Source organism: Pseudomonas oryzihabitans (assembly GCF_007665395.1).
Taxonomy (GTDB): domain Bacteria; phylum Pseudomonadota; class Gammaproteobacteria; order Pseudomonadales; family Pseudomonadaceae; genus Chryseomonas; species Chryseomonas psychrotolerans_C.
On record NZ_VDND01000011.1, the window covers coordinates 140,126 to 164,907 of the forward strand.

Genomic DNA, 24,782 nt, shown 5'->3' on the forward strand with positions numbered 1-24,782 from the left:
TCTGCAAGGAGTAGTGCAATGAGTTTTCTGATTTCCACGGCCCAGGCCCAGGAAGCTGCCGCGCCGGCCGCCAACGCCGCACCGGGGGGTGAATACATTCAGTTCATCTTCCTGATCGGCTTCGTGGTGATCTTCTATTTCCTGATCTGGCGTCCCCAGGCCAAGCGCACCAAGGATCACAAGAACCTGATCGGTGGCCTGCAGAAGGGTGACGAAGTGGTGACCACCGGTGGCATCGCCGGGCGCATCAACAAGGTCACCGACGATTTCGTGGTGCTGGAAGTGTCCGACAACGTCGAACTGAAGTTCCAGAAGGGCGCCATTGCCGCGACCCTGCCGAAGGGCACCCTGAAGGCACTCTGAGCCTTCCTCAATCTAGCTAACACCGGGGCGCGCAAGGCGCCCCGCCTTTATCTCGGGCGGTGTCATGCTCAACAAATATCCCCTCTGGAAGTACCTGCTGATCCTGGCCGTACTGGTCGTGGGCGCCATCTATTCGGTTCCTAATCTGTACCCCGACGATCCGGCCCTGCAAATCAGCGCTTCCAGCACCGAACGCGCGGTGACCCCTGCCGATGTGCAGCGGGTGAACGCGGCCCTGGCTCAGGCGCAGCTCGCCGTGAAGTCCAGCGACGTCAACGAAAGCGGTAGCCGGGTGCTGATCCGCCTGATGCGCGCCGACGATCAGCTGCCGGCCCAGGAAGTGGTCCGCCGCACCCTGGGCGACGACTTCGTCGTGGCGCTGAACCTGGCGCCCACCACCCCGCAGTGGTTGCGCAAGCTGGGCGCCAGCCCGATGAAACTCGGCCTGGACCTCTCCGGCGGGGTGCACTTCCTGCTGGCGGTGGACATGGACAAGGCCGTGGATGCGCGCCTGAAGGTCTATGACAACGAGGTCAAGACCCTGCTGCGCCGTGAGAAGGTGCGCTATCGCAGCATGCCCGACCAGAACGGCGCCCTGCAGCTCGGCTTCACCGATGCCGCCGACCTGCAGCAGGCCCAGAGCCTGATCCGCAAGAACTACGCCGACTTCGACCTGACCACCGACACCCGCGGTGACCTGCAGGTGCTGCGCCTGCAGCTGACCGAAGCCAAGCTGCGCGAGATCCGCAACTACGCCGTCACCCAGAACCTGACCACGGTGCGCAACCGGGTCAACGAACTCGGCGTGGCCGAGCCGCTGGTGCAGCGCCAGGGCGCCGACCGTATCGTGGTCGAGCTGCCGGGCGTGCAGGACACCGCCGAAGCCAAGCGCATCCTCGGCAAGACCGCCAACCTGGAATTCCGCCTGGCCGCCACCGCGGACACGCCGCGCGCCTCCACCGAGAGCTTCGAATTCCGCGAGCCGGGTCGTCCGGCGGTACCGCTGGAGCGTAACGTCATCATCACCGGTGACCAGGTCACCGATGCCTCGGCGAGCTTCGACGAGAACGGCCGGGCCCAGGTCAACATCCGCCTGGATGGCCATGGCGGCGACCTGATCAACCGCGCCACCCGCAGCAACGTCGGCCGCAGCATGGCCGTGGTGTTCATCGAGCAGCGTCCGGTCACCCGCTACACCACCCAGACCGTCGACGGCGTGCAGAAGGAAGTGGCGGTGCCCGGCTTCGAGGAGGAGCGGCGCATCATCAGCCTGGCGACCATCCAGTCGGCGCTGGGCAACAGCTTCCGCATCACCGGCCTGAACGGTTCCGGCGAGGCCTCGGAACTGGCGCTGCTGCTGCGTGCTGGTGGCCTGGCCGCGCCCATGTACTTCGCCGAGGAACGTACCCTCGGCCCGAGCCTGGGCGCCGACAACATCGAGAAGGGTATCGACGCCTCGCTGTGGGGCATGGTCTTCGTCTCGCTGTTCCTGATCGCCATCTACCGCTTCTTCGGCTTGCTGGCCACCATCGCCCTGGGCTTCAACATGGTGCTGCTGATGGCACTGATGTCCATCCTGCATGCCACCCTGACACTGCCGGGTATCGCCGGTATCGTGCTGACGATGGGCCAGGCGGTGGACGCCAACGTGCTGATCTTCTCGCGGATCCGCGAAGAGATCGCCAACGGCATGCCGATCCAGCGCGCCATCCACGAGGGCTTCAGTCGCGCCTTCACGGCGATCCTGGACTCCAACCTGACGACCCTGCTGGTGGGCGCCATCCTGTTCGCCATGGGCACCGGGCCGGTCAAGGGCTTCGCCGTGACCATGTCGCTGGGTATCTTCACCTCCCTGTTCACCGCCATCTTCGTGACCCGCGCCATGGTCAACCTGATTTATGGCGGCCGGAACGTCAAGAAGCTGTGGATTTGAGGACGCGGCGATGAAAAAGACCATCAACTTCATGGGCGTGCGCAACATCGCGTTCGCCATTACCGCCATCCTGACCGTCCTGGCGCTGTTCAGCTGGTTCTACAAGGGGCTCAACTTCGGCCTGGATTTCACCGGTGGCACCCTGATCGAGCTGCGCTACGAGCAGCCGGCCGACCTCGGCAAGATCCGTCAGGAGCTCCAGGGCGCCGGCTTCGAAGAGGCCGTGGTGCAGAGTTTCGGCGCCACCACCGACGTGCTGGTGCGGATGCCGGGTGACAACCCGCAGCTGGGCCAGCAGGTGACCACCGCGCTGCAGAAGGCCAGCACCGAGCGCTTTTCCCTGACCCGCACCGAGTTCGTCGGTCCGCAGGTGGGGGAGGAGCTGCGTGACCAGGGTGGCCTGGGCATGCTGCTGGCCCTGGGTAGCGTTCTGGTCTACGTGGCCTTCCGCTTCCAGTGGAAGTTCGCCGTGGGCGCCATCATCTCGCTGGTGCACGACGTGGTCGTGACCCTCGGCCTGCTGTCGTTCTTCCAGATCACCTTCGACCTGACGGTGCTGGCGGCAGTACTCGCCATCATCGGCTACTCGCTCAACGACACCATCGTGGTGTTCGACCGGGTGCGGGAGAACTTCCGGGTGCTGCGCAAGGCCAGCCTGATCGAGAACATCAACGTCTCGACCACCCAGACCCTGCTGCGGACCCTGGCGACCTCGATCTCGACCCTGCTCGCCGTGGCGGCGCTGCTGTTCTTCGGGGGCGACAACCTGTTCGGTTTCTCCCTGGCACTGTTCATCGGCGTGCTGGCCGGTACCTACTCGTCGATCTACATCGCCAACGTGGTGCTCATCTGGCTGGACCTGAAGAGCGAAGACCTGATCCCGCCGCAGGCCAAGGAACTCGACGACCGCCCCTGATGTCCTAGGCATGGCAAAGGGCCCTGTGCCCGCTATGACAGGTAGTCAGGAGGTTGTAGTGAACAAGTCGATGCTCGTCGGAACGGTCCTGGGAGCCATCGTCGCCACCGCCGGTGGCGCGGTGGCGTACAGTTTCGTCGATCGCGGGCCTCAGTATGCCGAGGTCGTGGCCGTCCAGCCGGTCAAGGAAACGGTCAAGAACCCGCGCGAGGTCTGCAAGGAGGTCGCGGTGACTCACCGTCGTCCGGTGCAGGACCAGCACCAGATCGCCGGTACCGCCGTCGGCGCGGTAGTCGGCGGCCTGCTGGGCAACCAGGTAGGCAATGGCAGCGGCAAGACCCTGGCGACCATCGCCGGCGCCGTCGGTGGTGGTTACGCCGGCAACAAGGGTCAGGAATACATGCAGAACCGCGATACCTACACCACTTCCCAGACCCGCTGCAGCACGGTCACCGACACCAGCGACAAGGTGGTCGGTTATGACGTCAAGTACCTGCTGGATGGCAAGATCGGCCAGGTCCGCATGGACCACGAGCCGGGCAAGCAACTGGAAGTGAAGAACGGTCAGGTGCTGGCCAGCCAGTGATCCGCGCTCCTGGCTGAAGCCCGCGGGCTTCGGCCCATGAAAAAACCCGCTACCAGGTGACTGGTAGCGGGTTTTTTCATGGAGCGTTCTGGCTGTCTGGGCGGTTGGTCCGGCCAGGCACCCGGGGTGCCTGGCCGGACCCTCACTCAGACGGCGGGGCGGGGGGTTTCAGCTTTGGGCCGAAGCCACCGCCGGGCGGAGATCCACGCCGGCGCCTCGAACAGTCCATTGATGCCGCGGGCTTCCAGCAGCTTGGCGATGGCGATCGGCACCAGCAGGCCGAAGGCGCAGCCCGCGACGATGTGCAGCAGGCCATCGTTGATGTGCAGGCCCTTGCTCAGGATGATGCGGGCACCGCTGCCGGAGAGCACGTGCATGACGTAGATCGGCATGGACAGCGCGCCCAGGGTCAGCACCCATTGCTGCGGCCGCTGCGCCAGCACCATGCAGGTGCTGCTGACGAAGATGATGCCGTTCAGCGCCAGCACCAGGGTGGCCAGGCCCCGATCGGTGTAGACCAGCCCCAGCAGGCCGTGGAACCAGTATTCGAGGATGACGAACAGCAGTCCCGAGCCGAGCATCACGCGGCCGGCCTGTTCCTCGATGGCCTGCTTGAAGTTGTTGAACCAGACGCCGAAGGCGAAGAAAACGAAGTTCTGCGCGGTGAAGGTGAAGAAGAAGTCTTCCGGACCGGCGTTCTGGAACAGATAGACCAGGGCGCCGAAGGCGAAGACGGCGAAGAAGGCCAGCGGCTTGGCCCAGCGGTAGGCGAGCATGGCCAGGCAGAAGACCAGGAACAGCGCATAGAGGAACCAGAATTGCTGGCGCGGCTCCCAGAACGTCAGGACTTCGCTGAAGCTGACGCCGCCGTTGGTGTAGCGCGACATCAGCGCCTCCACCGAACCCTGCAGCAACGACCAGACCAGGAAGGGATAGACGATGGTGTCGATCTTGTTCACCAGCAGGCCGCCGGTGCCACGCTTGACGAAGGAGCTGTAGAAGAAGAGGCCGGACAGGAAGAAGAACAACGGCATGTGGAAGCTGTAGATGACGCTGTCCACCAGGCCATGGAATTCGGCGTCCTGGAGGATGCCGGCATTGAGCAGGCCACGGACTACGTGTCCGTAGACCACCAGCACGATGCCGATGGCCTTGGCATAGTCGACCCAGAGATTGCGAGTGTTCATTGAATGATCCTTTTCAAAAGAGAACCTGTGCAGCTGAAGCGGAGCGCTGGGGACAAACGTAAGCGGGATCGCTGCATCGCCAAGGCGCGCATCGCGACAGGTTCGATCATGGTAGGACTCCCGAAGGAACGACGTCCGTAAGCAGCCGGTTACAGGAAGGGGCTCCTTGCCCGCGTTCTGACCATGGCTATCTGCCATTGTTCATGGCTTGTTTCCATGCAGACGTGAACGGGGCGACACTTTGGCCGCCTTGGCGGCAATTGTCCGACGAACTGTAAGCGGATGTTTAGAGGGACTCTTTGACGAACTGCAACTGCTTTTCCTTGAGCAGCGGTTCGTAGCGCGGCGAGGTGTAGATCAGCAGGACCTGTTTCTTGCGGGCCGCCTGGGCGCTGAACTTGTAGACCACGGTGTCGTGGTCGAAGGCCAGGTAGGCCTGGGCGTCATCGTCCTGGGTCAGCCGTTCGAAGGCCGCGGCCGATGACTGGGAGGAAGGCTTGCCATACTTCTGGGTGAGACCTTCGGCGATCAGGAAGGACTGCGCCAGGGGCGTGACGATGGACAGGCGCAGGAAGTGGCCGTCGATGAAGAAGGCGCCGGCCTCGACCTTCTCGCCGGCGAAGGCCAAGTCGCTGCATTCGAAATACTCGACGCCGACCACGTCGATCTTGCGCGGCTGGAAGGTGCAGAGCTTTTTCGCCAGGAAGGCTTTCTGATCGGTGCCGAAAGCGATGCCGGCATAGCCGTCGACGGCCTGGGCCAGGGTCGGGACGAACGCCAGCAGCGCCATCACGGACGCAAGGAGGGGCGACAGGTAGGACCTGACGGTCATGGTGATCTGGATTCCCTTCACGAAGGCCAGGAGGCCCACTCAACCCGACGGATGCTAGAAGCTCCGCCGGGGCTTTGCCACCGCTGTCGGCGGCTTTTGTCGAGAGGTTCAGGATTGGCGTCAGGCGACCCCGGGCGGAATCTGGTCCTTGCCGTAATCCTTGAGCTTTTCCAGGTTCTCCGGCTTCTGGTGCGCGGGCACGTCGTCCTGGTCGTCGGGGGTGTCCAGGGGTTCCTGGTCGTGGGGGGCGTCGGTCATGGCAGCGCTCTCGGCAGGGGGTTTCCGACTTGGAGGGGAGCGTCGGCCCGCCGGTTCCGCGGCGTCAGCCAGCGCTCCCCGCGGTGAGCCAGCCTTCGCGCCGGACCAGGCGCCAGGCGAGCCCGGCGGAAATCAGTCCGCGCAGCGCCATGAAGGTCAGAAAGGCCAGCCACAGGCCATGGTTGCCGAAGCCACGCAGCAGCCAGCCGAGCGGCAGGGCCAGCAGGAGTGCCAGGAGCATCGCGTTGCGCATCTCCCGGGCGCGGGTGGCGCCGATGAAGAGGCCGTCCAGCAGGTAGCTGATCATGGCGATCAGCGGCAGCAGGGCGAGGTAGGGCAGGTAGGCATGGGCCTCCTGGCGGACGGCGGCGATGTCGCTCTGCAGGGCGACGAAGAGATCGCCGCCGAGGGCGAAGGCCACGGCGAAGCCGAGGCTGGCCAGCAGCGACCAGCCACCGGCGATCACCAGCACCCGGCGCAGGGTCGCCCCCTCGCGGGCGCCCAGGGCATGGCCGGCCAGGGCCTCCACCGCGTGGGCGAGGCCGTCCAGGGCGAAGGCGGTGACCAGCAGGCCGTTGAGCAGCAGGGCGTTGACCGCCACCGTGGTCTCGCCCAACTGGGCGCCCTGGGCGGCGAACAGCAGGAACACCCCCTGCAGCGCCAGGGAGCGGATGAAGATGTCGCGATTGACCGCTAGCAGCGGTCGCCAGCTGGCGAGCCGGCGCAGGGCCGGGCGGTCGATCTGGCCCGGCCACTGCCGCAGGCGGCGGATCACCAGCCAGAGGCCGAGCAGCATGCCGCTCCATTCCGCCAGTACCGAGGCCAGGGCGATGCCCGCCACCCCGGTACCGAGACCGAGCACGAATGCCGTCACCAGCAAGAGATTGAGGGCATTGGTGGCGAGCAGCAGTACCAGCGGCGTGCGCGCATCCTGGGTGCCGAGCAGCCAGCCGATCACGGCGTAGCTGAGCAGGGCGGCGGGCAGGCCGAGCAGGCGCAGGTGCAGGAAATGACTGGCCAGTTCGGCGAAGCCGGGATCGAGGCCGAGCCAGGCGAACAGGGGATCCAGCGCCAGGCTGGCGAGTAGCAGCACCAGCAGGGACAGCCCGGCACCCAGCAGGCCGGCCTGCAGCAGGATCTGGCGCAGGCCGGCACCGTCGCGGCGACCGCTGGCCTGGGCGGCGAAACCGGTGGTACCCATGCGCAGAAAGGCGAGGATGCCGAGCAGCGCGGTATAGCAGGCACCGCCCATGGCCACCGCGGCGAGCTGGCGGGCCTCCGGCAGATGGCCGGCGATGGCGGTGTCGACCAGGGTCACCAGCGGCACGCTGAGGTTGGAGAGGATCATCGGCGCGGCCAGTCCCCAGACGCGGCGATGCAGGTCAGGGTGGCGCCAGTCGGCGAGCAGGGTGGACATGGGGCAATCGCAGCGGTGGCGGAGGCGCCATTGTAGGGCAGCCGACGCGGGCGGTCCCGTGCCTGTTGCCGGACAGCGTGCAGCGTGCAGCGCAGCGCGGCGATCGGCCAGCGACGCGAGGTCGCGCCCCACGATCGGCAATCTTTTGTTGGACAAGATCGCCCTGGCTTTCCGACACTCGGGTCCTCGCCCCTGAGGAACCTGTCATGCCCGCTCGCCTGCTGCTCAATTGCGATTCCGGTGAAAGCTTCGGTGCCTGGACGATGGGCGACGATGCCCACGCCATTCCCCTGGTCGACCAAGCCAACCTGGCCTGCGGCTTCCATGCCGCCGATCCCCTGACCATGCAGCGCAGCGTCGCGCTGGCGGTCGCGCACGGGGTGCAGATCGGTGCCCATCCGGCCTATCCCGACCTGGTGGGCTTCGGTCGCCGGCCCCTGGCCTGCACCCCGGCCGAGGTGGAGGCCATGATCCTCTACCAGATCGGCGCCCTGGACGCCTTCTGCCGGGCGGCGGGCGTGCAGGTCGAGTATGTGAAGCCCCATGGCGCGCTCTACAACGCCCTGGTCCAGGACGATGCCCTGCTGACCGCGGCGCTCACCGCCTGCGGCCGCTATCGCCCGGGGCTGCCGCTGATGGTGCTGGCCAAGGCCGACAACGGCCGCGAGCAGCGCCTGGCGGCGGCCGCCGGGGTACCCCTGTTGCTGGAAGCCTTCGCCGATCGGGCCTACCTGGCCGATGGCGCCCTGGCGCCGCGCGGCCAGGCGGGTGCCGTCCATCACGATCCCGAGCGCATCCTCGCCCAGGCCCTCGCCATCGCCCGCGGTGAGGCGTTTCCCGGTTTCGCTGGCCAGCCCATGCGCCTGCAGGCGGACAGTCTCTGCGTGCACGGCGACAACGCCGAATCCCTGGCGGTGCTGCGGCGCCTGCGCGCGGCGCTGGATGCCCTATGATCGCCCTCAAGCCCTTCGGCGTCGCGGCGCTGCTGATCGAGCTGGCGGAGCACCCGGATGCCCTGCTGCCCCAACGGATCGCCGGTCTGGGGGCGCGGATTCGCCAGGCCTTCGGCACGGCGGTGACCGACCTGGTGGCGGGTTGGACCAGCCTGCTGGTGCACTACGATCCGCTGCGACTGACCCTGGCCGAGTTGCAGGCCGGGCTGGCGCCCCTGCTGGCCGACTGGCCGGGCGCGTCCGGTGCTCAACGGGAGGGCCGGCTGCACGAGGTGCCTACGCTCTATCAGGGTCCCGACCTGGCCGAGGTCGCCCAGCGCTGTGGGCTGCGCGAGGCCGACGTCATCGCCCGGCACAGCGGGCGCGATTACCAAGTGGGGGCGATCGGCTTCATGCCCGGCTTCGCCTTTCTCGGCGAGCTGGACGAACGCCTCGCACTGCCCCGGCGCAGCACGCCGCGCACCCGCGTCCCCGCGGGCAGCCTGGCCATCGCCGAGCGCCAGACCGCCGTCTATCCCCAGGCCTCACCCGGTGGCTGGAATCTCATCGGTCGTTGCCTGTGGCAGGTCTTCGACGCCCAGGCCGAGCCGCCGTGCCTCCTGGCGCCGGGCGACCGGGTGCGCTTCGTGCCGGTGGACGAGGCGGTCTTTCGTGCCCAGGGAGGTCAGCCATGAGCGGTCTGCAAGTCATCAAGCCCGGTCCCCTGAGCCTGCTGCAGGATCTGGGTCGCCAGGGCTGGCAGCACCTGGGCGTCGCCCCTGCCGGACCCATGGACGGCCATGCCGCGCGCTGGGCCAATCACCTGCTGGGCAACCCCATGGCGGCGCCGTTGCTGGAGATCGCCCTGGGCGGCGCCGAATTCGCGGTGGAGACCGACACCTGGCTGGCCCTGACTGGCGCCCCGCTGGAGGCGCGGCTGGACGGTGAGACGCAGCCGCCCTGGTCGTGCTTTCCAGTGAAGGCCGGACAGTGCCTGCGGCTGGGCTTCGCCCAGGCCGGCCAGCGCGCCTACCTGGCGGCCGCTGGCGGCGGCTTCCAGGTGCCGCCGACCCTGGGGAGCGTCGCCAGCAACCGCCGTGAGGGCCTGGGCGGCCCGGACGGCAGCGGCGCTGCCCTGCTGCCGGGGCAGCGGCTGGACTGTGCCGCGGTAGGCGAGCTGCGTGCGCGCCGGCGCGGGCCGGCGGCGCGCTTCGTGCCGGACTGTCGCGCGGTGCCGACCCTGCGGGTGATCTTCGGCGGCGATGCCGCGGCCTTCGGCGCCGAGCAGCGCCAGCGGCTCTGCGCGCAGCCCTGGCGGATCAGCCCGCAATCCGATCGCATGGGCATCCGCCTGGCCGGAACCTTGCCCCTGGTACCGCCCCGCCGCCAGTGGTCGCTGGGCGTGGTGACCGGCGCCATCCAGGTCCCGCCCGATGGCCAGCCCATCGTGCTCATGGCCGATCGCCAGACCATGGGCGGCTATCCGCTGCTGGGCTTCATCCATCCGCTGGACCTGGCGCGCCTGGCCCAGTGCCCGGCCCATCACGAGGTGCGCTTCGCCCCGGTGGAATTGGCCGACGCCCAGGCCGAGTGGCGGCGGTTCCTCGCCTTCTTCGGCGGGTGAGGACGCAGTCGGTCACGCGGGAGGAATCTTGTCCGCTTCGATGAGTCGCACGCTCAGGGACGACGCCGACTTCCCTTTCTCGGCGTCTGGCTTGAAACTTGCGTCACACGTCCCCCGTGACGACCGACAAGAAGGAGCTGGAACCGGCGATGAAAACTCCCAAACGCATCGAGCCGCTGATCGAGGACGGCTTGGTCGATGAGGTGATACGGCCCCTGATGAGTGGCAAGGAGGCAGCGGTCTACGTGGTGCGTTGCGGCAGTCAGGTACGGTGCGCCAAGGTCTACAAGGAAGCCGACAAGCGCAGCTTCCGCCAGGCCGCCGAGTACCAGGAGGGGCGCAAGGTCCGTGGTAGTCGGGAAAATCGGGCCATGGCCAAGGGCTCCAGGTTCGGTCGGCGCGAACGCGAGGACAACTGGCAGAACGCCGAGGTGACGGCGCTCTATCGCCTGGCCGATGCCGGGGTGCGGGTGCCCAAGCCCCACGACTTCCTCGATGGCGTGCTGCTGATGGATCTGGTCACCGACGGCAACGGCGAGGCCGCGCCGCGCCTCAACGACGTGACCCTCACCGCCGAGGAGGCGCTGCGCTACCACGAGCTGATGATCGGCCAGATCGTGCGCATGCTCTGCGCCGGCCTGGTTCATGGCGACCTGTCCGAATTCAACGTGCTGCTGGCCGAGGACGGGCCGGTGATCATCGACCTGCCCCAGGCGGTGGACGCCGCCGGCAACAACCACGCCTTTCGCCTGCTGGCACGGGACGTGGAGAACATGGCGCTGTACTTCGGCCGGTTCGCCCCGGAACTCCGCACGACGCGCTATGCACCGGAAATGTGGGCGCTGTTCGAGAAGGGCGAGCTGTTCGCCAATACCCGCCTGACCGGCGAGTTCGTCGAGCGGGAGGGACAGGCCGACGTCAAGGCGGTGATGCGCGAGATCGAGGCGGCCCGGCGTGACGAGGAGCGCCGCCAGGCGGCGCGCCGCGAGCAGGACGAGCCCAGCGGGCGTGAGGAGCCGCCGCCGCCCTGGCTAAGCTGATCGTGAAGCAGAACGATTAGCGCTGCGATGAGACGAACGGCCCCAGTGGTCGGCCGATGAACGGCGCTGGTCGGGCAGGGGCGCGTTAAACTGGGCGCTAAATAGCCAAGGACTCTCTCCATGCAAGGCCATCCGGACGTCATCAACTACCTCAACCAGCTGCTGCGCGGCGAGCTGGCGGCGCGCGACCAGTACTTCATCCACTCGCGGATGTACGAGGACTGGGGCCTGATGCGCCTGTACGAGCGGATCGGCCACGAGATGGAGGAGGAGACCCAGCACGCCGATGCCCTGCTGCGGCGCATTCTCTTCCTGGAAGGCACGCCGGACATGAGACCCAACGCCATCACCGTGGGCCAGACCGTGCCCGAGATGCTGCGGGCCGACCTGGCGCTGGAGTACGAGGTGCGCGAGGCCCTGGCCCAGGGCGTGGCGCTGTGCAACCAGCACAAGGACTTCGTCACCCGCGAGATCCTGGTGGTCCAGCTCGAGGACACCGAGGAAGACCATGCCTACTGGCTGGAGCAGCAGCTCGGGCTGATCGACAAGATCGGCCTGCAGAATTACCTGCAGTCGCAGATGAAAGGCGGCTCCACGCCCCACGGCACCGGGCTGTAGGACACTGGCCCGGCGTGCCTGAGCGCCGGTCAGTGGCCGCGGGCGTCGTCGGCGGCGGCGCGCGGTAGATAGAGCGAGATGCAGGTGCCGGCGCCCGGCTGGGTGTCGACCTGGATCTGGCCGCCGGACTGGTGCACGAAGCCGTGCACCATGGACAGCCCCAGGCCCGTGCCCTGGCCGGGTGGCTTGGTGGTGAAGAAGGGGTCGAAGATCCGCTCCCGGATGTCCGGCGGGATACCGGTCCCGGTATCCCGCACCTGAACCCTGATGTAATCGCCCGCGGGCAGGCCCTCCGGCCGGTCGGCAGCTGCCTGCGGCAGATTGGCGGTGGCCAGCACCAACTGGCCGCCCTGGGGCATGGCATCGCGGGCATTGATCGCCAGGTTGAGCAGGGCGCTTTCCAGTTGCACCGCGTCGATCACCGAAGGCCAGAGCCGCTCCGCCGGTCGCGCCTGGACCTCGATCGCCGGTCCGACGCTGCGCCGGATCAACTCTTCCATGGCCAGCATCAGTTCGTTCACGTCGGTGGGCTTGGGTTCCAGGGTCTGGCGGCGGGAAAACGCCAGCAGGCGCTGGGTCAGGGAGGCGGCGCGCGCCGCATAGGCCTGGGCGCCGCCGAGCAGCCGGTCGAGCTGGTCGGTGCGCTGCTGGTGCAGCCGGCGTTCGATCAGCTCCAGGCTGCCGATGATTCCGGCCAGCAGGTTGTTGAAGTCGTGGGCGATCCCGCCGGTCAGCTGGCCGATGGCTTCCATCTTCTGCGCCTGGTGCAGCGCCTGCTGGGCCTGGGTCAGCTCGGCGGTACGCGCGGCGACACGCTGTTCGAGGGTCTCGTTGGCGGTACGCACCGCCTGGAACAACTGGGCCTGCTCGATGGCCAGCGCGGCGCGCGCGGCCAGGGCGGCCATCAGGCGTTCGTGGCGGGCGTTAAAACGACCCGGCTCGGGATGGCCGAAGAAGAGTCCGCCCAGCACCGCGCCGCTGCGGGCGACCACGGACACGGCCAGGTAGCTGCGCACGGGCAGGTGCCCCGCGGTCAGCCCCTGGTGCTGGGAAGAGCGGCCATAACGAGGGTCGGCGGCCACGTCGTCGGTGCGCAGTACGCTCGCGCTGCCCAGGGTCGGTGCGAACAGGGCGGTGGCAGTGGGTCCGTCGAGGTGCTCGAGGGCCGCGCGATCGGTGCCCGACAGGGTGAGGAGTTGCAGCGTACCGCCGTGCTCGGCGTGGCGCTGGTCGAAGTAGGCGCCGAAGCGGGCACCGGTCAGCTCGACACCGGCGTCGGTCACGGTTTGCACCAGGTGCGCCAGATCCAGCTGGCTGGCCAGCTCCGTATCGATGCGCTTGAGCGCTTCCAGGGTGCGGGTTTCTTCGCGCAACTCGGCTTCGGCCCGCTTGCGGTCGCTGATGTCGACGATGAATTCGAAGGTGCTGCCGTCAGGCAGGCGCTTGGCCGCCACCAGGGCCCAGCCGACCGAGCCATCGCGGCGCTGGTAGCTGCGTTCGTCGGGTGGCAACTGGTCGTCGGCGCAACGCAGGGCCGGCGCCGGCCAGGCGATGCGGCCCCGCTGCAGGTCCTGCTGATCATGCCCACTCATGCGCAGGAAGGCATCGTTGGCATCGATCAGCCGCCCCTCGGCGTCGAAGCAGAGGGCACCCACCGTCTCGATCTCGAGGGCGGTGCGGAAGCGTCTTTCGCTGGCTTCGAGGGCGGCGCGGGCCAGGTGGGCCTCGGTGACGTCCTGGCCCTGGCAGAAGATGCCGATCACCTGGCCGGCTTCGTCGGTCAGGGGTTCGTAGATGAAGTCCAGATAGAGCGTACGTACCGGCTCGCCCTGGCTTTCCAGGCGCAACGGGGTCCGCTCGGCGACGAAGCGCCGGCCGCTCTGGTAGACCTGCTCGAGCAACTCGAAATAGCCCTGGTTCTGCAGTTCGGGGAAGACCGTGCGCACCGCATGCCCCTCGAAGTCGCGCTCCCCGAACAGCCGGCGAAAGGCGACGTTGACGAAGTCGAACACGTGTTCCGGGCCGCGCACGATGGCGACGAAGCCTGGCGCCTGCTCGAACATCCGCCGCTGGCGGGCGGCGTCGGCGGCGCGGCGGCGTTCGTCGAGGATGCGCTGGGTGGTCTCGTGACCCTGGTTGAAGATGCCGGCGATCTCGCCGCCTTCACCGCGGATGGCGGTGAAGCTGTAGTTCCAGTAGGTCTCGCGGACCACGCCCTGGCGGACCATGGGCAGTAGCTGGTCGAAGGCGGAGAAGCCCTGGCCGCTGCTCATGACCTCGGCGAATTGCGGTCCGACCACCGGCCAGATGTCCTGCCAGACCTCCTGGGCGGGCCGGCCGAGCGCCCAGGGATGGCGCTCGGCAGGGATGGGTGCCCAGGCGTCGTTGTACAGCAGCAGCAGCTCGGGGCCCCAGTAGATGGCGGTGGGGAAGCTCGAATTCAGGCAGATGCTGAGCGCGGATTTCAACGACTGCGGCCAGCCCGCAGGCTCCCCGAGCGGTGATTCCGACCAATCGTGGGCGCGCAGGCGCGCGCCCATCTCGCCGCCCCCGGCGAGAAAGTCCAGTTCGTTCCAGTCGGCAAGCTCCGCTGCCATTACCCGCCTCTCTCAGCTACCTCTGCCGTTCAAGGCGTTCTGACCACAATCGAGGCGGAACTGCAGGACCGCCACGATATATTTCGTTCCGCTTACCGCTTACAGCCGCGGGGCGTAGCGCTCGATGGCCTCCGGCAGCGCCCAGCCGGCGGCGAAGGCCAGGACCAGTACCACCAGTGGCAGCAGTACCCACCAGGTCCGGGTCGGGAGCGGCTCCAGGCGATTGCCACCGGTCTTCTGCAACAGCGCCAGGCTCAGGCCGCAGAAGCCCCCGGCGAGCAGGGCGCCGGCGAGGATGTCGGTGGGCCAGTGCACGCCCAGGTAGATGCGGCTGAGGGCGATGAGCACCGCTGGCAGGGTGGCGATCACCAGCCAGGCGAGCCGCCCGCGCGGACCGTGGCGACGCCCCGCCAGGATGCCCAAGGTCAGGAAGAAGGCGAAGGAGGCCGAGCTGTGGCCGCTGGGCAGGCTGTAGGTGGTCAGTGGCTCGGCGAGCACGTCCGGGCGGGCGCGGGCCAGGAGATTCTTCAACTGGCCGTTGGCGAGGGCGGTGCCCAGGGTGGTCCCCAGGGCGAACAGCAGCGGACGCCATTGGCGGAAGGCGGCGAGGACCAGGATCAGCACCGCCGCCACGATCAGCTGGGTACGAAAATCGCCCATGCGGGTGACGATCACGGCGACCAGGTTGAGCCAGGCCTCGCGATGCTCCTGGACCAGCGCCATCAGGCCTTCGTCGAAGGCGCGCAGGTGATGCCAGCCGAACAGCAGGGCCAGCAGGGCGGCCAGGCAGAGGGCGCCGCTGAGCAGGGTGGTACCGGCCCGTTCGCGCCAGGCACCGTGGGCGATCACCGCCACCAGCACCGCGGCCCCGCCGAGGACGATACCCGCCTGCTGCCAGAAGCCTTCCGGCAACGGCAGGCGGAAGGCGGCGCCGGTTACCCAGCCCGGGCCGAGGTAGGCGATGGACCAGCCGGCGGCCGCCACCAGGCTGACGCTGACGAATTTCACCAGGGGCATGTCGAGCATGCCGGCGATCAAGGGCAGCAGGGGGCGCAGCGGCCCGATGAAGCGGCCGACCAGCAGGCTGGCCACTCCGTATCTGTGGATGAAGCCCTCGGCCGAGCCGATCCACTCCGGATGACTACGCAAGCCCGGCAGGCGCCGGATGCCTTCATGGAAGCGCCGCCCGATGAAGTAGGACACCGCATCGCCGAGGATGCCGCCGAGGAAGCCCAGCAGCAGGGTATCGAAGAGATTGAGCGCCCCGTTACCCGCGGCGATGGCCACGGCGAAGAGCACCACCGTCCCGGGCACCACCAGGCCGGCCAGGGCCAGGCATTCGAGAAAGGAAATGATGAAGATGGCCGTGCCCAACCACTGGTGGTGCTGGTTGATCCACTGGGTCAGGCCGTCGAGCAGTTCCGTCATCTAGAGGCTTCCTGGGGTCCGGGGTTGCGTCCTCAGACCCATGGGAAAAGCCTTGGTTGCCTCAAGGACGCGGATCGAGACGTAACGCCTCGGGGCCGGGCGATTGTAAGTCGCGCTCGGGAATTTCCCAGACCAATAACTGTGGCGGGGTTTGTCGGAAGGCCTGGCTCTGGAAATAGTCGCGCGCGGCGCCGGCGAAGTGGCCACCGTCCTTGGCGAAGCGGCCGACGCTGGCCCCCAGCGCCTGTTCGAGGAAGGGCAGGAAATTGGAGTTGCGCGAGAAGGAGGTGCCGATCACCGCGAGGTTGGGCAGGTCGCCGTCGCCGAACAGGTCATCGCTGGCAGTGGCCGCCGCGCGGCTGTCGACCTGGGTGAGCCTCAGCACCTCGGGCGCGGGTTGCAGCTGCGGCGGCAGCCAATCCAGTCCGGCCAGGCGCACCAGGTCTCCCGGACGCGGTGCCGGCGGCAGGAGGGTACGGGTGAATTCGCGGGCGGGGGTGGCCTGGAAGGGCAGGGCCTTGACCTCCGCGGCCAGGGCCGCTGCGGCCGCCGCGGCCCCGGCTTCGTTCCAGTGGGTATCGGTGCGCAGGAAGGCGGCGCTGCCCAAGGGCGTGAGCGGGGCGGTGAGGTCCACTACCGGGACCTGGGCGGCAGCGAGTAGCCGGGTCCAGTCGGCGATGCGGCTGGCGAAGGCGGCGGGACGGCGCAGGCCGCACAGCTGGTCGGCGGCGATGCGACTCTTGTCCGGCACCACGGCCACCAGCAGGCGGACGTGCCGGGCGGCCAGCGCGCGCTGCAGCGCCATCACCGTTTGGGCCCGGGCCTGGGCATTGGCGGCCGCCTGGCGATGCACCTCGAGTTCCTCGGCCAGGAACAGCCAGCCGGGACAGCCCTGGCGTACGCGCGGTCCGGTGTCGCCGAGCAGCAGCCAGCTGGCACCTCGCTCCAGACGCGCCGCGGCCTCGGGTAGGGGCGCCTTGGCCAGTTCCTTGGCGATGTGGTGGGTGAGCTCGCCTTCCAGCAGGGCGTGGCGGTCCAGCCGCTCCGGCCACAGCGAGAGGCGGTCGCTCAGCAGGGCCCAGCCGCAGGAGCCCAGGCCGACGGCCAGGAACAGGGCGAAGACCAGGCCGGCCAGGGGCGCCAGGCGCACCTGGGTGGCGCTGGGTGGCTGGGGGGCGGGCGAGGGCGGCAGGGCGGGTGCGCTCATGACGGCGGCCTCAGAACTGGAAATAGAGGAAGGGCACGGCTTCGCGGCTGGCGATCAGCGCGAAACAGAGCAGGAAGCCGGCCACCGGCCAGAGAGCCCCCAGGCCGCGCAGCAGGGCGCTGCCGGGCAGGCGTGCCTCGACGCCTGGCTGCCACAGCGGGGCCAGGACGCAGGCCACGCCGAGCAGGGCGGCCAGGCCATGGGCGGGTCTCAGGGTGACGGCCAGGGCATCGCCGAGGGCGAAGCCGTGCAGACCGAACTGTCCGGCATACAGCGACAACGCCGTGGCGAAATCCGGCGCGCGGAACAGCGTCCAGGCCAGGGCCACGAACAGCAGCGTCAGGCCGTGGGCCAGGGGCCGCGGCAGCGGGCGGCCGCCGAGTTCGTCCCAGAGGCGATCCAGGCACAGCGCCAGGCCGTGCAGCATGCCCCAGAGCAGGTAGTTCCAGCTGTCGCCACCGTGCCAGAGGCCGGCGATGGCCATGGTCAGGAAGAGGTTGCGGTAGGTGCGCCAGCGACCGCCGCGATTGCCGCCCAGGGCGATGTAGAGGTAGTCGCGCAGCCAGCTGGACAGCGACAGGTGCCAGCGCCGCCAGAAGTCCTGGATGCTGCGGGCGAGATAGGGTCGGTTGAAGTTTTCCGGGAAGTGGAAGCCCAGCATCAGGCCCAGGCCAATGGCCATGGCGCTGTAGCCGGCGAAGTCGAAGAACAGTTGCAGCGAATAGGCCAGGCAGCCGATCCAGGCGTCGACGAAGGACGGCTGGTCGAGGTGGAAGGCCACGTCCACCAGCGGCGACAGGGTGTCGGCCACCAGCACCTTCATGCACAGGCCGATCATGAAGCGGCGCGCGCCAAGGGCGAAGTTCTCGCGATTGAACCAGCGCTGGTTGAGTTCGCGGCGCACCCAGTCGTAGCGGATGATCGGCCCGGCGATGGAGTGGCCGAACATGGAAATGTAGGTGGCGTAGTTGACGAAGCTGCGCTCCACCGGCACCACGTGGCGATGGACGTCCACCAGGTAGGAGATGGCCTGCAGCACGATAAAGGACAGCCCGGCCGGCAGGGCCACCTTCTGCCAGTCCAGCGGCAGGGCGCCGGCGGTCACCAGCACCTGGCTCCAGGTGGCGGCGACGATGTTGGCGTATTTGTACCAGCAGAGCACCGCCAGGTTGAGCACGATCAGCCCGGCGAGTAGGCGCAGACGGGTCTTCGAGCCTTCCGCCGCGCGGTCCACCAGCAGGCCGCCGACCCAGGCCAGCAAGGCCAGGGCCATGTGCAGCAGCAGGAACAGCGGACTCAGCCAGCCATAGAACAGCCAGCTGCCCACCAGCAATACCCCGTTGCGCCCGCCGGGCCGCGCCAGGGCGTAGACCAGCAGGAATAGAGGCAGGAAGAGGGTGAGGAATTCCAGCGAGGCGAAGACCATCGAGAAGCGATCCTTAGTGAGCGACACTGTCCTGGGTGGCGAGCAGGCGCGGACCGCTGGCACCTGGCAACAGCAGGACGCTGTAGCGCTCGCCGGCCTTGAGTTCACCCAGGTCCAGCGGCTCGCCCGTGGCCTTGCCGGCGCAGGTCAGCTGCACCTTGAGCGCCACGGCGTTCAGGCTGCGCCTCTGTAGGGTGCCGTCGGCGACGTCCTTGAAGATCTCGGCGTTGCGGCCGGCGGCTTGCAGACCCGCGGCCGCGCACTGCGGATCCAGGCTGTAGAAGGCCAGCGAGGCCTTGAGCGCGTTGAAATCATCCGGCTGCTCGCGCACCACGCGCTGTACCAGCGGTGTCCCGGGCAGGACCACCAGGGTGGCGAACTCACCGGCGGCCACGGACAGCTCCAGCGGGGCCTTGGCCGCGCCCTGAGCCAGTTCGCCCTGGATGGCCTTGGCGGCCGGCACCGTCAGGTAGCTGGAGACCGGCTGGGCGGCCTCCAGCTGCAGCCGCGCGGCGGAGCCGGAAGCCTGGAGCGCCAGGGGCTGGCTGCCGGCGTTCACGAAGCGGAGGAAGGCCGAGTCCTCGCTGGGGCCGGTGGGGTAGAGCGGGATCTCGGCGGCCTGGGCCAGGAGCGTGGCGCCCAGGCCTGCCAGCAGCAACGGGGCCTTCATCACTTGGCTCCCAGCTTGTCGGCGGGCAGCTTGGCCAGGGCGCCGGCGATGGCGGTGCCCCAGGCCTTGTAGCCGGCCACGGTGAAGTGCTGGCCGTCGGTGGTGATCCATTCGCCGGGCTTGGAGAAGGTCAGGGAGTCGACATAGCTACAGGGAGCCACGTTGCTGGCGAGAAACTTGGACATCAGCTCGGTGCGCTGATCGTTCTTGCCGTACTGGCCGCCCGCTTTGCCCCAGGCCGGCCCGACCCAGACGCACTGGGTGCCGGTGGCGGCGATTTCCTTGGTCAGGGCGGTGACGCTCTGCCAGGCCCAGGCCTTGGGGAAGGACGGCTTGTCGTAGGAGGCCATGGTATCGCCGATCACCAGGACCACCAGGTTTGGCTTGTCGGCGGCGATCAGTTCCTTGATCGGCGTGGTGGTGGCGTCACGCCCCTTGATCACCAGCCTGTCGTTGTTGAGCTGTTCGGCGCCACAGTCGACCTTCTTGGTGGTCAGCCAGTCGGCGGCGCTGGCGCCGCAGGCGCCGATGGCGTGCACCTTGGCACCCTGCTGCACCAGGGCGGCGTTGAGCGGCTCGACCAGGTGGTCGGCCAGGCTCATGTGGCTTTCGCCGAGAACGAGAAGGGACAGGCCGGCAAGGGCGGAAGCGGGCATGGAGATGACCTCGGATCAGTTGGAATAAGGCGAGCGATAGGGACTGACCGGCAGTGCCAGCGGTCGGTCCTGGGGTTCGAAGTAATAGCGCAGGTAGAGATTGCCGTTCAGCTGGCGGTAGTCGCGGGCATTGTCCAGGCCCAGTTCGCCACCCAGGTGGAAGCCCTCGCCCAGGCGGTATTCACCGGCGGTGGCCAGGCTGTAGCCGAGGCCGGTCTTGCTCTGGCCGGCGTAGCGCGCCGCGCTGCCCTGCGCCTGTCTGGCGGCGGCCTGGGCGGCGGCGTCGGTGGGATAGTAGTCGGCCGCGTCCTGCTGGAAGTGCTGCACCCCGAGGGTGCCGCGCAGCTGGTAGGTCCAGCGGTCGCCGCGCTGGGCCCAGGTCAGGGGCACGCCCAGGGCGAAGAAGCGCTGCGGGCTGAAGTAGCCGCCATGGCCATAGGTGAAGAAGTTCTGGTTGTTGGCATAGCCCAGGGCGGTGAACGACAGGCCCAGGGTCAGCTGGGCGTCGCTGGCATTGACCAGGTAGCGATAGGTGCCGCCGCCGAACTCGGCGCGGTCGTTGTCCTCGACGTGGTTGCCCAGCAGGCGGAACCAGGAGGCGTAGGCATAGGCGCCCACATTGCCGTCGTCATAGCTCAGCTGGCCGCGTACGCCGTTGGCGGTGACGCCGCCCCATTCCTGGCCCGTGCGGGCGTCGCGAGTGCCGGCGAAGGACGTCAGGCTGTCGATCACCGCGCGCCGCGAGGCGGACAGGTTGTAGCGGGCGTGCTCGCTGTCGCCCAGCGGTTGCTCCAGGCTGACCCCGCCCACCGCGGTGGCTTCGCGGAAGCCCAGCGGCGTGGTGCCGAGGTCTGCCTTGAGCCCGGCGCTGGGCTTGCTGTAGGCCACCGCGAGGCCGGTACCGCTGGTCTTCTGGCTACCAGGGTCGCCGCCTGCGGCGCTGGCGACCGGGCCGCCGCCGAAGCGATCGGCGGCGCTGCTGCCGACGCTGCCAGCAGTGAGACTCACGGGCGTCACGCGCACGGCCAAGCGGTCGTCGCCAACCGGTACCGCGATCTCCAGGGGCGCCTCGACGGTGGTGAGCTTGCCCAGTCCGGCTTCGCTGTTGTTGCTGCGTACCGTGAGCCCCTGCGTGATGGTCGCGCTGCGACTCTGCTGGATGGCGGCCAGGGCGCGCTCGGCGTCGCTGAGGCCGGCGTCGGACGCCGGCCCCGGTGGGGTCAGGGCGCTGGCAAACGGATTGTCCGGTAGGGCGCGGGGCGCCGCCGGGGCCGAAGAGGGCAGGGTTGTCGAAAGGGCTGCCGGGATACCGGCGTGATCGCTGGCAAGGGGGGCCGGCAGGGCGGTGTCGAGTAGGCTGGAACTGCTCGCGGTGCCCGCCACCGGGGGCGGCAGGGGCGCATCGGCACTGGCCTGGGCGCCTTGGGCACGCCCCTGAGGCGCGAAGGGATTGGCCGGGGTGGCACTGGCCGCCAGGGCGCGGTCACGCCGCTCGGCAGCGACCACCTTGGCCAGCAGCTCGGCCGCGGTTCCCTCCCGGCCCAGGCGGCGATAGAGGTTGGCGGCGCGGGTCAGTACCTGGGGATCCTCCGGTGCCAGGCTCACCGCCCGGGCGGTGGCGCGTTCGGCGAAGGCACGCTCCTGGGCCGCCACCGCGGCCTCGGCGGCGCCCAGTTGCAGGCTGACGTCATCGGGCCAACGACCGACCAGGGGGCGATAGAGGTCAAGGGCCTTGCTGGCCTCGCCATGGGCGAGGTACAGCCGCGCCAGGGCGGCCTTGACCTGCGGATCATTGGGGCGCTGGGCGAGCGCCGGCGCGAGCACGTCGTAGGCCGCCTCGAACTGACCCCGCTCGCGCAGGGCATCGGCCTGGCGGATGCGGTATTGACGGGAGAGGTCGTCGTAACGCTCACGCTGCTGGCGGTCCAGCCGGGCCTTGCCGAGGTCTTCCAGCAGGGCATAGGCCTCGCGGTCATCGCCGTGCTGTAGCAGCACGCCGGTATATTGCAGACGCAGGTCGAACGCGTCCGCTGGCGCGGCGGCCATCAGCGGCCTTAGCAGTTCCAGGGCCTGGGCGCTGTCGTCCAGTTCGGCATAACCCCCGGCCAGGGCGCGCAGCAGGGCGGGTTGGCCATCAGCCTGCGCCTCCAGGGCCTGTAGCCGGGCGCGGGCGGTAGTCCGCTGGCCGCGCTTGGCCAGTGCCAGGGCTTCGGCCAACTGGTCGTTCACCGCCAGGCGGCGGGCCAGGGCCTGCATTTCGGGGCTCTGGCGCTCACCGGGTATCCGCGCCAGCAAGGCCTGAGCCTGGCGGTCGTCGCCTTGTTCACTGGCGTACAGGGCGCCGACGAAGAGGGTATCGGCTTGCGCCGGATGGCGTTGCAGCAGGTCGTCCAGCCGATTCTGGCCCTGCCGGGCCTGACCCTGGGCCGCGTCGAGGCGCGCCAGTTCCAGGGTGATCCAGGGATCGTCCGGCGTCTCGCGCAGGGCGTCCTGCAGCGCTGCCCGCGCGCCGGCGAGATCGCCGCGGGCACGCAGGATGCCCGCCCGCTCGCGTGCCACGCCGGCGCGTACCTGGGCCAGGCCCGGCAGTTTCGCCTGATCGCCGTTCGGCAGGCCGTCGGCCAGGCGCAGGGCCTCGTCGGCGCGACCGCTCTGGCCGAGCAGCTCGATCAGGCCCCGGCGGGCGCCGAGATCCTTGGGGTTGCGCGCGAGCAGTTGGCGATAACCGGCCTCGGCCGCCGCGGGATTGCCGCTGCGCGCCTGGAGATCGGCCAAGGCCAGCTGCCCGGCCGGGGCCTTGGGATCCCGCCGCAGGGCCTGGTCGAGCAGCCGCCGCGCACTGGTCAGGTCGCCCTCGGTCTGGGCCCTGCGGGCCTGGGCCAGCAGGCTTTCGTACTGGACACTCTCCAGCGCCTGCTGCCAGGCGCGGCCCTTGGGCTGGGCCACCGCCTGTTTCAGCAATCGTTCGGCATCGTCCAGGCGTTGCTGCTGCTGGCGCAGCACGCCCAGGCCGCCCAGGGCATCGGGATCCTTGGGTGCCTGCTTGAGCCGGGTCTGGAAGGCCTGCTCGGCGGCGCCTTGGTCGCCCTTGCGCAGGGCCGCGAGGCCACGCTCCACCAGGGGGTCCGCCTGCCAGGCGGCAGCGCCCTTGCCGCCCTGGGCCCGTCCCTTGGCGAGTAGGGCCCGGATCTGCTCGTCGCCGGGGTGGGTCTTGAGAAAGGCTTCGAACAACTCGACCTTGGCCGGGGTGTCCGGTGCGCCCAGCCAGGTCAGTGCCAGGCGCCAGCTCTCGTCGGCGTCGCCGGCAATGTCCTGGCGCTGGGTGAGGGCGGCGAGGCGGCGAATGCCCTCGTGTCGACTATCCTCGCGACGGACCAACTGCTTGGCGTAGAACAGCGCGAGGATGGCGTCGTTCGGGTATTCCCGCAGCAGGCGCTGGAAGCCGGCCTGGGCCTCCGGCCAGCCGCCGTCGACGAAGGCCAGGGTGTTGTAGTACTCGCGGGCCAGCAGCCCCTGGGGTGGCTGGTCGGCGAACAATTGCCGATAGAGGCTCACTGCCTTGGGTCGGTCGCCGCCGTCGGCCTGGCGCCGGGCTTCCTCGCGCAGCTCGGGATAGTTACCGCTGGCGACGCGGATGTCCTGCGCGAGCAGCAGGGCTTGCAGCGGGCGCGGACTGAGCGCCTGCAACTGCGCCAGGTAGCGCTGCGCCCCCGCGGGCCGCTTGGCCGCCAGTTCCAGGCTACCCAGGCCATACAGGGCCTCGGGACTGCGGGCGTCGAGTTCCAGCAGCTTCTGCCAGACCTCGCGGGCGCGCTCGGGCTTGTCGCGCTGCTGCCAGAATTGACCCTGCTCGATGAGCAACTGGGCCGCGCTGGGATCGGCGGCGAAGGCGGGCGGTTGGGCGAGCGCGGCCAGCAGGCCGAGCGTCAGGGAGAGGTACTTGTGCATGGGCTCTTCCATGAGGGTTGCAAGCGGCCGTCGGCGGCAAAGCGGTAGTGGCCGGCACTCCAGCCCAGACCGAACAGCCCGAGCATCTGGTCGTAGTAGCGCGACGGCTGGTCGGCGCCGAGGCCGGCCTCGGCGCGGCGCTGCTGGGCGTCGGCCAGCCAGGTATGGCCCTGCTGGCGCAGGAAGGGCACCAGGGCCGCGGAAAAGCCCACCGGGCCGTTGCCCTGGGTGAGTCCGCTGCGTAGCTCGACCTGCTCTGGTGGGGTGCCCAGGGTGGCGGTGGCCAGGGTCATGCCATCGAGGGCTGCCAGCAGCGGTTTGGCAAGCGCATCCCCCGGATCGGTGAGGCCCGCCCAGAGGTAGACGCGGATGGCGTCGTAGCTGCCCTGAGGCGGTCCCAGCGGATCGTTCACCACCAGCCCGTGTTGCGGGGCCGTGGCACGATAGCCGAGCCAGTCGGCAGCCAGGCGTTGGCCACTGGCGCCTTGCAGCAGGGCCGGCAATTGCCTGGCCATGGCGGTCCAGGGTCCCTTGGGCTCCTCCAGCGCCAGGCGCCGCAGCAGGAAGGGCGGTAGGTAGCTGGGGTTCAGCCGCCAGAGGCGCTCGGGCAGGGCGAAGCCCTGGGGGCCTGGCAGCAGCATGGGGCCGAGGCCAGGCAACTCGACGACCTCGTCGGCGCGAATGCGGGCGAGCAGTGCGCGCGCGTCCTCGGCATAGGCCGGGCGCTGCCAGAGGCGCGCCGCCTCCAGCAGGCTGTAAGCGAACCAGAGATCGGCGTCGCTCGCCGCATTGGCATCCTGGATCATCCAGCGGCCGTCGTTGCCCTGGCCCCACAGCCAGGCGGGCAGGTGCTGGCCGAGGTCACCCTGGGCCAGATTGCTCTTGCTCCACTGCCAGAGGCGCTCGAAGGTGTCCGGCTCGTTGGCGACCAGGGCGAAGAACAGCGCGTAGGCCTGACCCTCGGAGGTGCTGTGATTGGCCTTGAGGCTGGATTCCAGCACCCGGCCGTCGGCCTGGATACCCGTCGCCGCGAAGCGCTGCCATTGCGGCCAGTCCAGGCGTTCGCAGCGCGCCGCCAGGGCGCCCTCGGCGAGCGCGAGGGTCAGCAGGGCGACCTGGGCGAGGCGTCCTAGCATGGCGCGGC

At 68.9% G+C, this 24,782-nt stretch carries 21 protein-coding genes; 9 read left to right on the forward strand and 12 right to left on the reverse strand.

Going from position 1 to position 24,782, the window contains the following annotated elements:
• Positions 1–18: 18 nt before the first annotated feature.
• The 4 genes from yajC to FSV73_RS20450 all read left to right on the forward strand — a co-directional run bounded on the left by yajC (position 19) and on the right by FSV73_RS20450 (position 3,798).
• Positions 19–363 carry a preprotein translocase subunit YajC gene (gene yajC, locus FSV73_RS20435; protein WP_145010615.1) on the forward strand — a complete coding sequence of 115 codons (345 nt, stop codon included), beginning with the start codon at positions 19–21 and terminating at the stop codon, positions 361–363.
• Between the two features lie 64 nt (positions 364–427).
• On the forward strand, positions 428–2,296 hold the full coding sequence (gene secD / locus FSV73_RS20440; protein WP_145010619.1) for a protein translocase subunit SecD: 1,869 nt from the start codon (positions 428–430) through the stop codon (positions 2,294–2,296).
• A gap of 10 nt (positions 2,297–2,306) precedes the next feature.
• Positions 2,307–3,212 carry a protein translocase subunit SecF gene (gene secF / locus FSV73_RS20445; RefSeq protein ID WP_145010622.1) on the forward strand — a complete coding sequence of 302 codons (906 nt, stop codon included), beginning with the start codon at positions 2,307–2,309 and terminating at the stop codon, positions 3,210–3,212.
• 58 nt (positions 3,213–3,270) lie between these two features.
• Positions 3,271–3,798: a glycine zipper 2TM domain-containing protein gene (locus FSV73_RS20450; RefSeq protein ID WP_145010625.1), complete on the forward strand. Its 528-nt coding sequence runs from the start codon at positions 3,271–3,273 to the stop codon at positions 3,796–3,798.
• A 146-nt stretch (positions 3,799–3,944) separates the two neighbouring features.
• Here the strand turns inward: FSV73_RS20450 and FSV73_RS20455 are convergent, their stop codons facing one another.
• The 4 genes from FSV73_RS20455 to FSV73_RS20465 all read right to left on the reverse strand — a co-directional run bounded on the left by FSV73_RS20455 (position 3,945) and on the right by FSV73_RS20465 (position 7,492).
• The gene (locus tag FSV73_RS20455; protein WP_145010628.1) at positions 3,945–4,985 is read right to left on the reverse strand and encodes an acyltransferase family protein; all 1,041 of its coding nucleotides are present in this window, start codon (positions 4,983–4,985) and stop codon (positions 3,945–3,947) included.
• Between the two features lie 286 nt (positions 4,986–5,271).
• Positions 5,272–5,817, reverse strand: coding sequence for a hypothetical protein (locus FSV73_RS20460; protein ID WP_145010631.1), 546 nt, complete (start codon positions 5,815–5,817; stop codon positions 5,272–5,274).
• A gap of 120 nt (positions 5,818–5,937) precedes the next feature.
• On the reverse strand, positions 5,938–6,075 hold the full coding sequence (locus tag FSV73_RS25630; RefSeq protein WP_186309298.1) for a hypothetical protein: 138 nt from the start codon (positions 6,073–6,075) through the stop codon (positions 5,938–5,940).
• A gap of 64 nt (positions 6,076–6,139) precedes the next feature.
• A complete protein-coding gene (locus FSV73_RS20465) occupies positions 6,140–7,492 on the reverse strand; it encodes an MATE family efflux transporter (RefSeq protein WP_145010634.1) in 1,353 nt (450 codons plus the stop codon).
• A gap of 206 nt (positions 7,493–7,698) precedes the next feature.
• Here FSV73_RS20465 and FSV73_RS20470 point away from each other — a divergent pair, with 206 nt between their 5' ends.
• From FSV73_RS20470 to bfr, 5 genes are all read left to right on the forward strand, one after another.
• Positions 7,699–8,445 carry a 5-oxoprolinase subunit PxpA gene (locus FSV73_RS20470; RefSeq protein ID WP_145010637.1) on the forward strand — a complete coding sequence of 249 codons (747 nt, stop codon included), beginning with the start codon at positions 7,699–7,701 and terminating at the stop codon, positions 8,443–8,445.
• On the forward strand, positions 8,442–9,119 hold the full coding sequence (gene pxpB / locus FSV73_RS20475) for a 5-oxoprolinase subunit PxpB (RefSeq protein WP_145010640.1): 678 nt from the start codon (positions 8,442–8,444) through the stop codon (positions 9,117–9,119). Before FSV73_RS20470 ends, pxpB begins: the two co-directional genes overlap by 4 nt.
• Positions 9,116–10,048 carry a biotin-dependent carboxyltransferase family protein gene (locus tag FSV73_RS20480; RefSeq protein WP_145010643.1) on the forward strand — a complete coding sequence of 311 codons (933 nt, stop codon included), beginning with the start codon at positions 9,116–9,118 and terminating at the stop codon, positions 10,046–10,048. Before pxpB ends, FSV73_RS20480 begins: the two co-directional genes overlap by 4 nt.
• A 149-nt stretch (positions 10,049–10,197) precedes the next feature.
• Positions 10,198–11,088, forward strand: a complete 891-nt coding sequence (locus FSV73_RS20485) for a PA4780 family RIO1-like protein kinase (RefSeq protein ID WP_145010646.1) — start codon at positions 10,198–10,200, stop codon at positions 11,086–11,088.
• 120 nt (positions 11,089–11,208) lie between these two features.
• A complete protein-coding gene (gene bfr, locus FSV73_RS20490) occupies positions 11,209–11,706 on the forward strand; it encodes a bacterioferritin (protein ID WP_145010649.1) in 498 nt (165 codons plus the stop codon).
• Between the two features lie 29 nt (positions 11,707–11,735).
• On the opposite strand, the gene FSV73_RS20495 is transcribed toward bfr, so the two are convergent.
• The 8 genes from FSV73_RS20495 to bcsZ form a co-directional block, all read right to left on the reverse strand.
• Positions 11,736–14,303 (reverse strand): ATP-binding protein, encoded by a 2,568-nt coding sequence (locus FSV73_RS20495; RefSeq protein WP_145010652.1) that lies wholly within the window; start codon positions 14,301–14,303, stop codon positions 11,736–11,738.
• 99 nt (positions 14,304–14,402) lie between these two features.
• Positions 14,403–15,731: a bifunctional DedA family/phosphatase PAP2 family protein gene (locus FSV73_RS20500; protein ID WP_145010655.1), complete on the reverse strand. Its 1,329-nt coding sequence runs from the start codon at positions 15,729–15,731 to the stop codon at positions 14,403–14,405.
• 61 nt (positions 15,732–15,792) lie between these two features.
• Positions 15,793–16,938, reverse strand: a complete 1,146-nt coding sequence (locus tag FSV73_RS20505; protein ID WP_145010658.1) for an alginate O-acetyltransferase AlgX-related protein — start codon at positions 16,936–16,938, stop codon at positions 15,793–15,795.
• Between the two features lie 10 nt (positions 16,939–16,948).
• Positions 16,949–18,364, reverse strand: coding sequence for an MBOAT family O-acyltransferase (locus FSV73_RS20510; protein ID WP_145010661.1), 1,416 nt, complete (start codon positions 18,362–18,364; stop codon positions 16,949–16,951).
• A 13-nt stretch (positions 18,365–18,377) separates the two neighbouring features.
• Positions 18,378–19,037 (reverse strand): alginate O-acetyltransferase AlgF, encoded by a 660-nt coding sequence (locus FSV73_RS20515; protein WP_437179302.1) that lies wholly within the window; start codon positions 19,035–19,037, stop codon positions 18,378–18,380.
• Entirely contained in the window at positions 19,034–19,690 is a 657-nt protein-coding gene (locus FSV73_RS20520) for an SGNH/GDSL hydrolase family protein (RefSeq protein ID WP_145010667.1), read from the reverse strand. The genes FSV73_RS20515 and FSV73_RS20520 overlap by 4 nt, the downstream gene beginning before the upstream one ends.
• Positions 19,691–19,705: 15 nt before the next feature.
• Positions 19,706–23,638, reverse strand: coding sequence for a cellulose biosynthesis protein BcsC (locus tag FSV73_RS20525; protein WP_145010670.1), 3,933 nt, complete (start codon positions 23,636–23,638; stop codon positions 19,706–19,708).
• A complete protein-coding gene (gene bcsZ / locus FSV73_RS20530) occupies positions 23,617–24,774 on the reverse strand; it encodes a cellulose synthase complex periplasmic endoglucanase BcsZ (RefSeq protein WP_145010673.1) in 1,158 nt (385 codons plus the stop codon). The genes FSV73_RS20525 and bcsZ overlap by 22 nt, the downstream gene beginning before the upstream one ends.
• Positions 24,775–24,782 lie beyond the last annotated feature (8 nt).

Coding starts and splice junctions, on each gene's coding strand:
- yajC (WP_145010615.1), top strand. CDS start 19: ATGAGTTTTCTGATTTCCACGGCCCAGGCCCAGGAAGCTGCCGCGCCG.
- secD (WP_145010619.1), top strand. CDS start 428: ATGCTCAACAAATATCCCCTCTGGAAGTACCTGCTGATCCTGGCCGTA.
- secF (WP_145010622.1), top strand. CDS start 2,307: ATGAAAAAGACCATCAACTTCATGGGCGTGCGCAACATCGCGTTCGCC.
- FSV73_RS20455 (WP_145010628.1), bottom strand. CDS start 4,985: ATGAACACTCGCAATCTCTGGGTCGACTATGCCAAGGCCATCGGCATC.
- FSV73_RS20460 (WP_145010631.1), bottom strand. CDS start 5,817: ATGACCGTCAGGTCCTACCTGTCGCCCCTCCTTGCGTCCGTGATGGCG.
- FSV73_RS25630 (WP_186309298.1), bottom strand. CDS start 6,075: ATGACCGACGCCCCCCACGACCAGGAACCCCTGGACACCCCCGACGAC.
- FSV73_RS20465 (WP_145010634.1), bottom strand. CDS start 7,492: ATGTCCACCCTGCTCGCCGACTGGCGCCACCCTGACCTGCATCGCCGC.
- FSV73_RS20470 (WP_145010637.1), top strand. CDS start 7,699: ATGCCCGCTCGCCTGCTGCTCAATTGCGATTCCGGTGAAAGCTTCGGT.
- pxpB (WP_145010640.1), top strand. CDS start 8,442: ATGATCGCCCTCAAGCCCTTCGGCGTCGCGGCGCTGCTGATCGAGCTG.
- FSV73_RS20480 (WP_145010643.1), top strand. CDS start 9,116: ATGAGCGGTCTGCAAGTCATCAAGCCCGGTCCCCTGAGCCTGCTGCAG.
- FSV73_RS20485 (WP_145010646.1), top strand. CDS start 10,198: ATGAAAACTCCCAAACGCATCGAGCCGCTGATCGAGGACGGCTTGGTC.
- bfr (WP_145010649.1), top strand. CDS start 11,209: ATGCAAGGCCATCCGGACGTCATCAACTACCTCAACCAGCTGCTGCGC.
- FSV73_RS20495 (WP_145010652.1), bottom strand. CDS start 14,303: ATGGCAGCGGAGCTTGCCGACTGGAACGAACTGGACTTTCTCGCCGGG.
- FSV73_RS20500 (WP_145010655.1), bottom strand. CDS start 15,731: ATGACGGAACTGCTCGACGGCCTGACCCAGTGGATCAACCAGCACCAC.
- FSV73_RS20505 (WP_145010658.1), bottom strand. CDS start 16,938: ATGAGCGCACCCGCCCTGCCGCCCTCGCCCGCCCCCCAGCCACCCAGC.
- FSV73_RS20510 (WP_145010661.1), bottom strand. CDS start 18,364: ATGGTCTTCGCCTCGCTGGAATTCCTCACCCTCTTCCTGCCTCTATTC.
- FSV73_RS20520 (WP_145010667.1), bottom strand. CDS start 19,690: ATGCCCGCTTCCGCCCTTGCCGGCCTGTCCCTTCTCGTTCTCGGCGAA.
- FSV73_RS20525 (WP_145010670.1), bottom strand. CDS start 23,638: ATGCACAAGTACCTCTCCCTGACGCTCGGCCTGCTGGCCGCGCTCGCC.
- bcsZ (WP_145010673.1), bottom strand. CDS start 24,774: ATGCTAGGACGCCTCGCCCAGGTCGCCCTGCTGACCCTCGCGCTCGCC.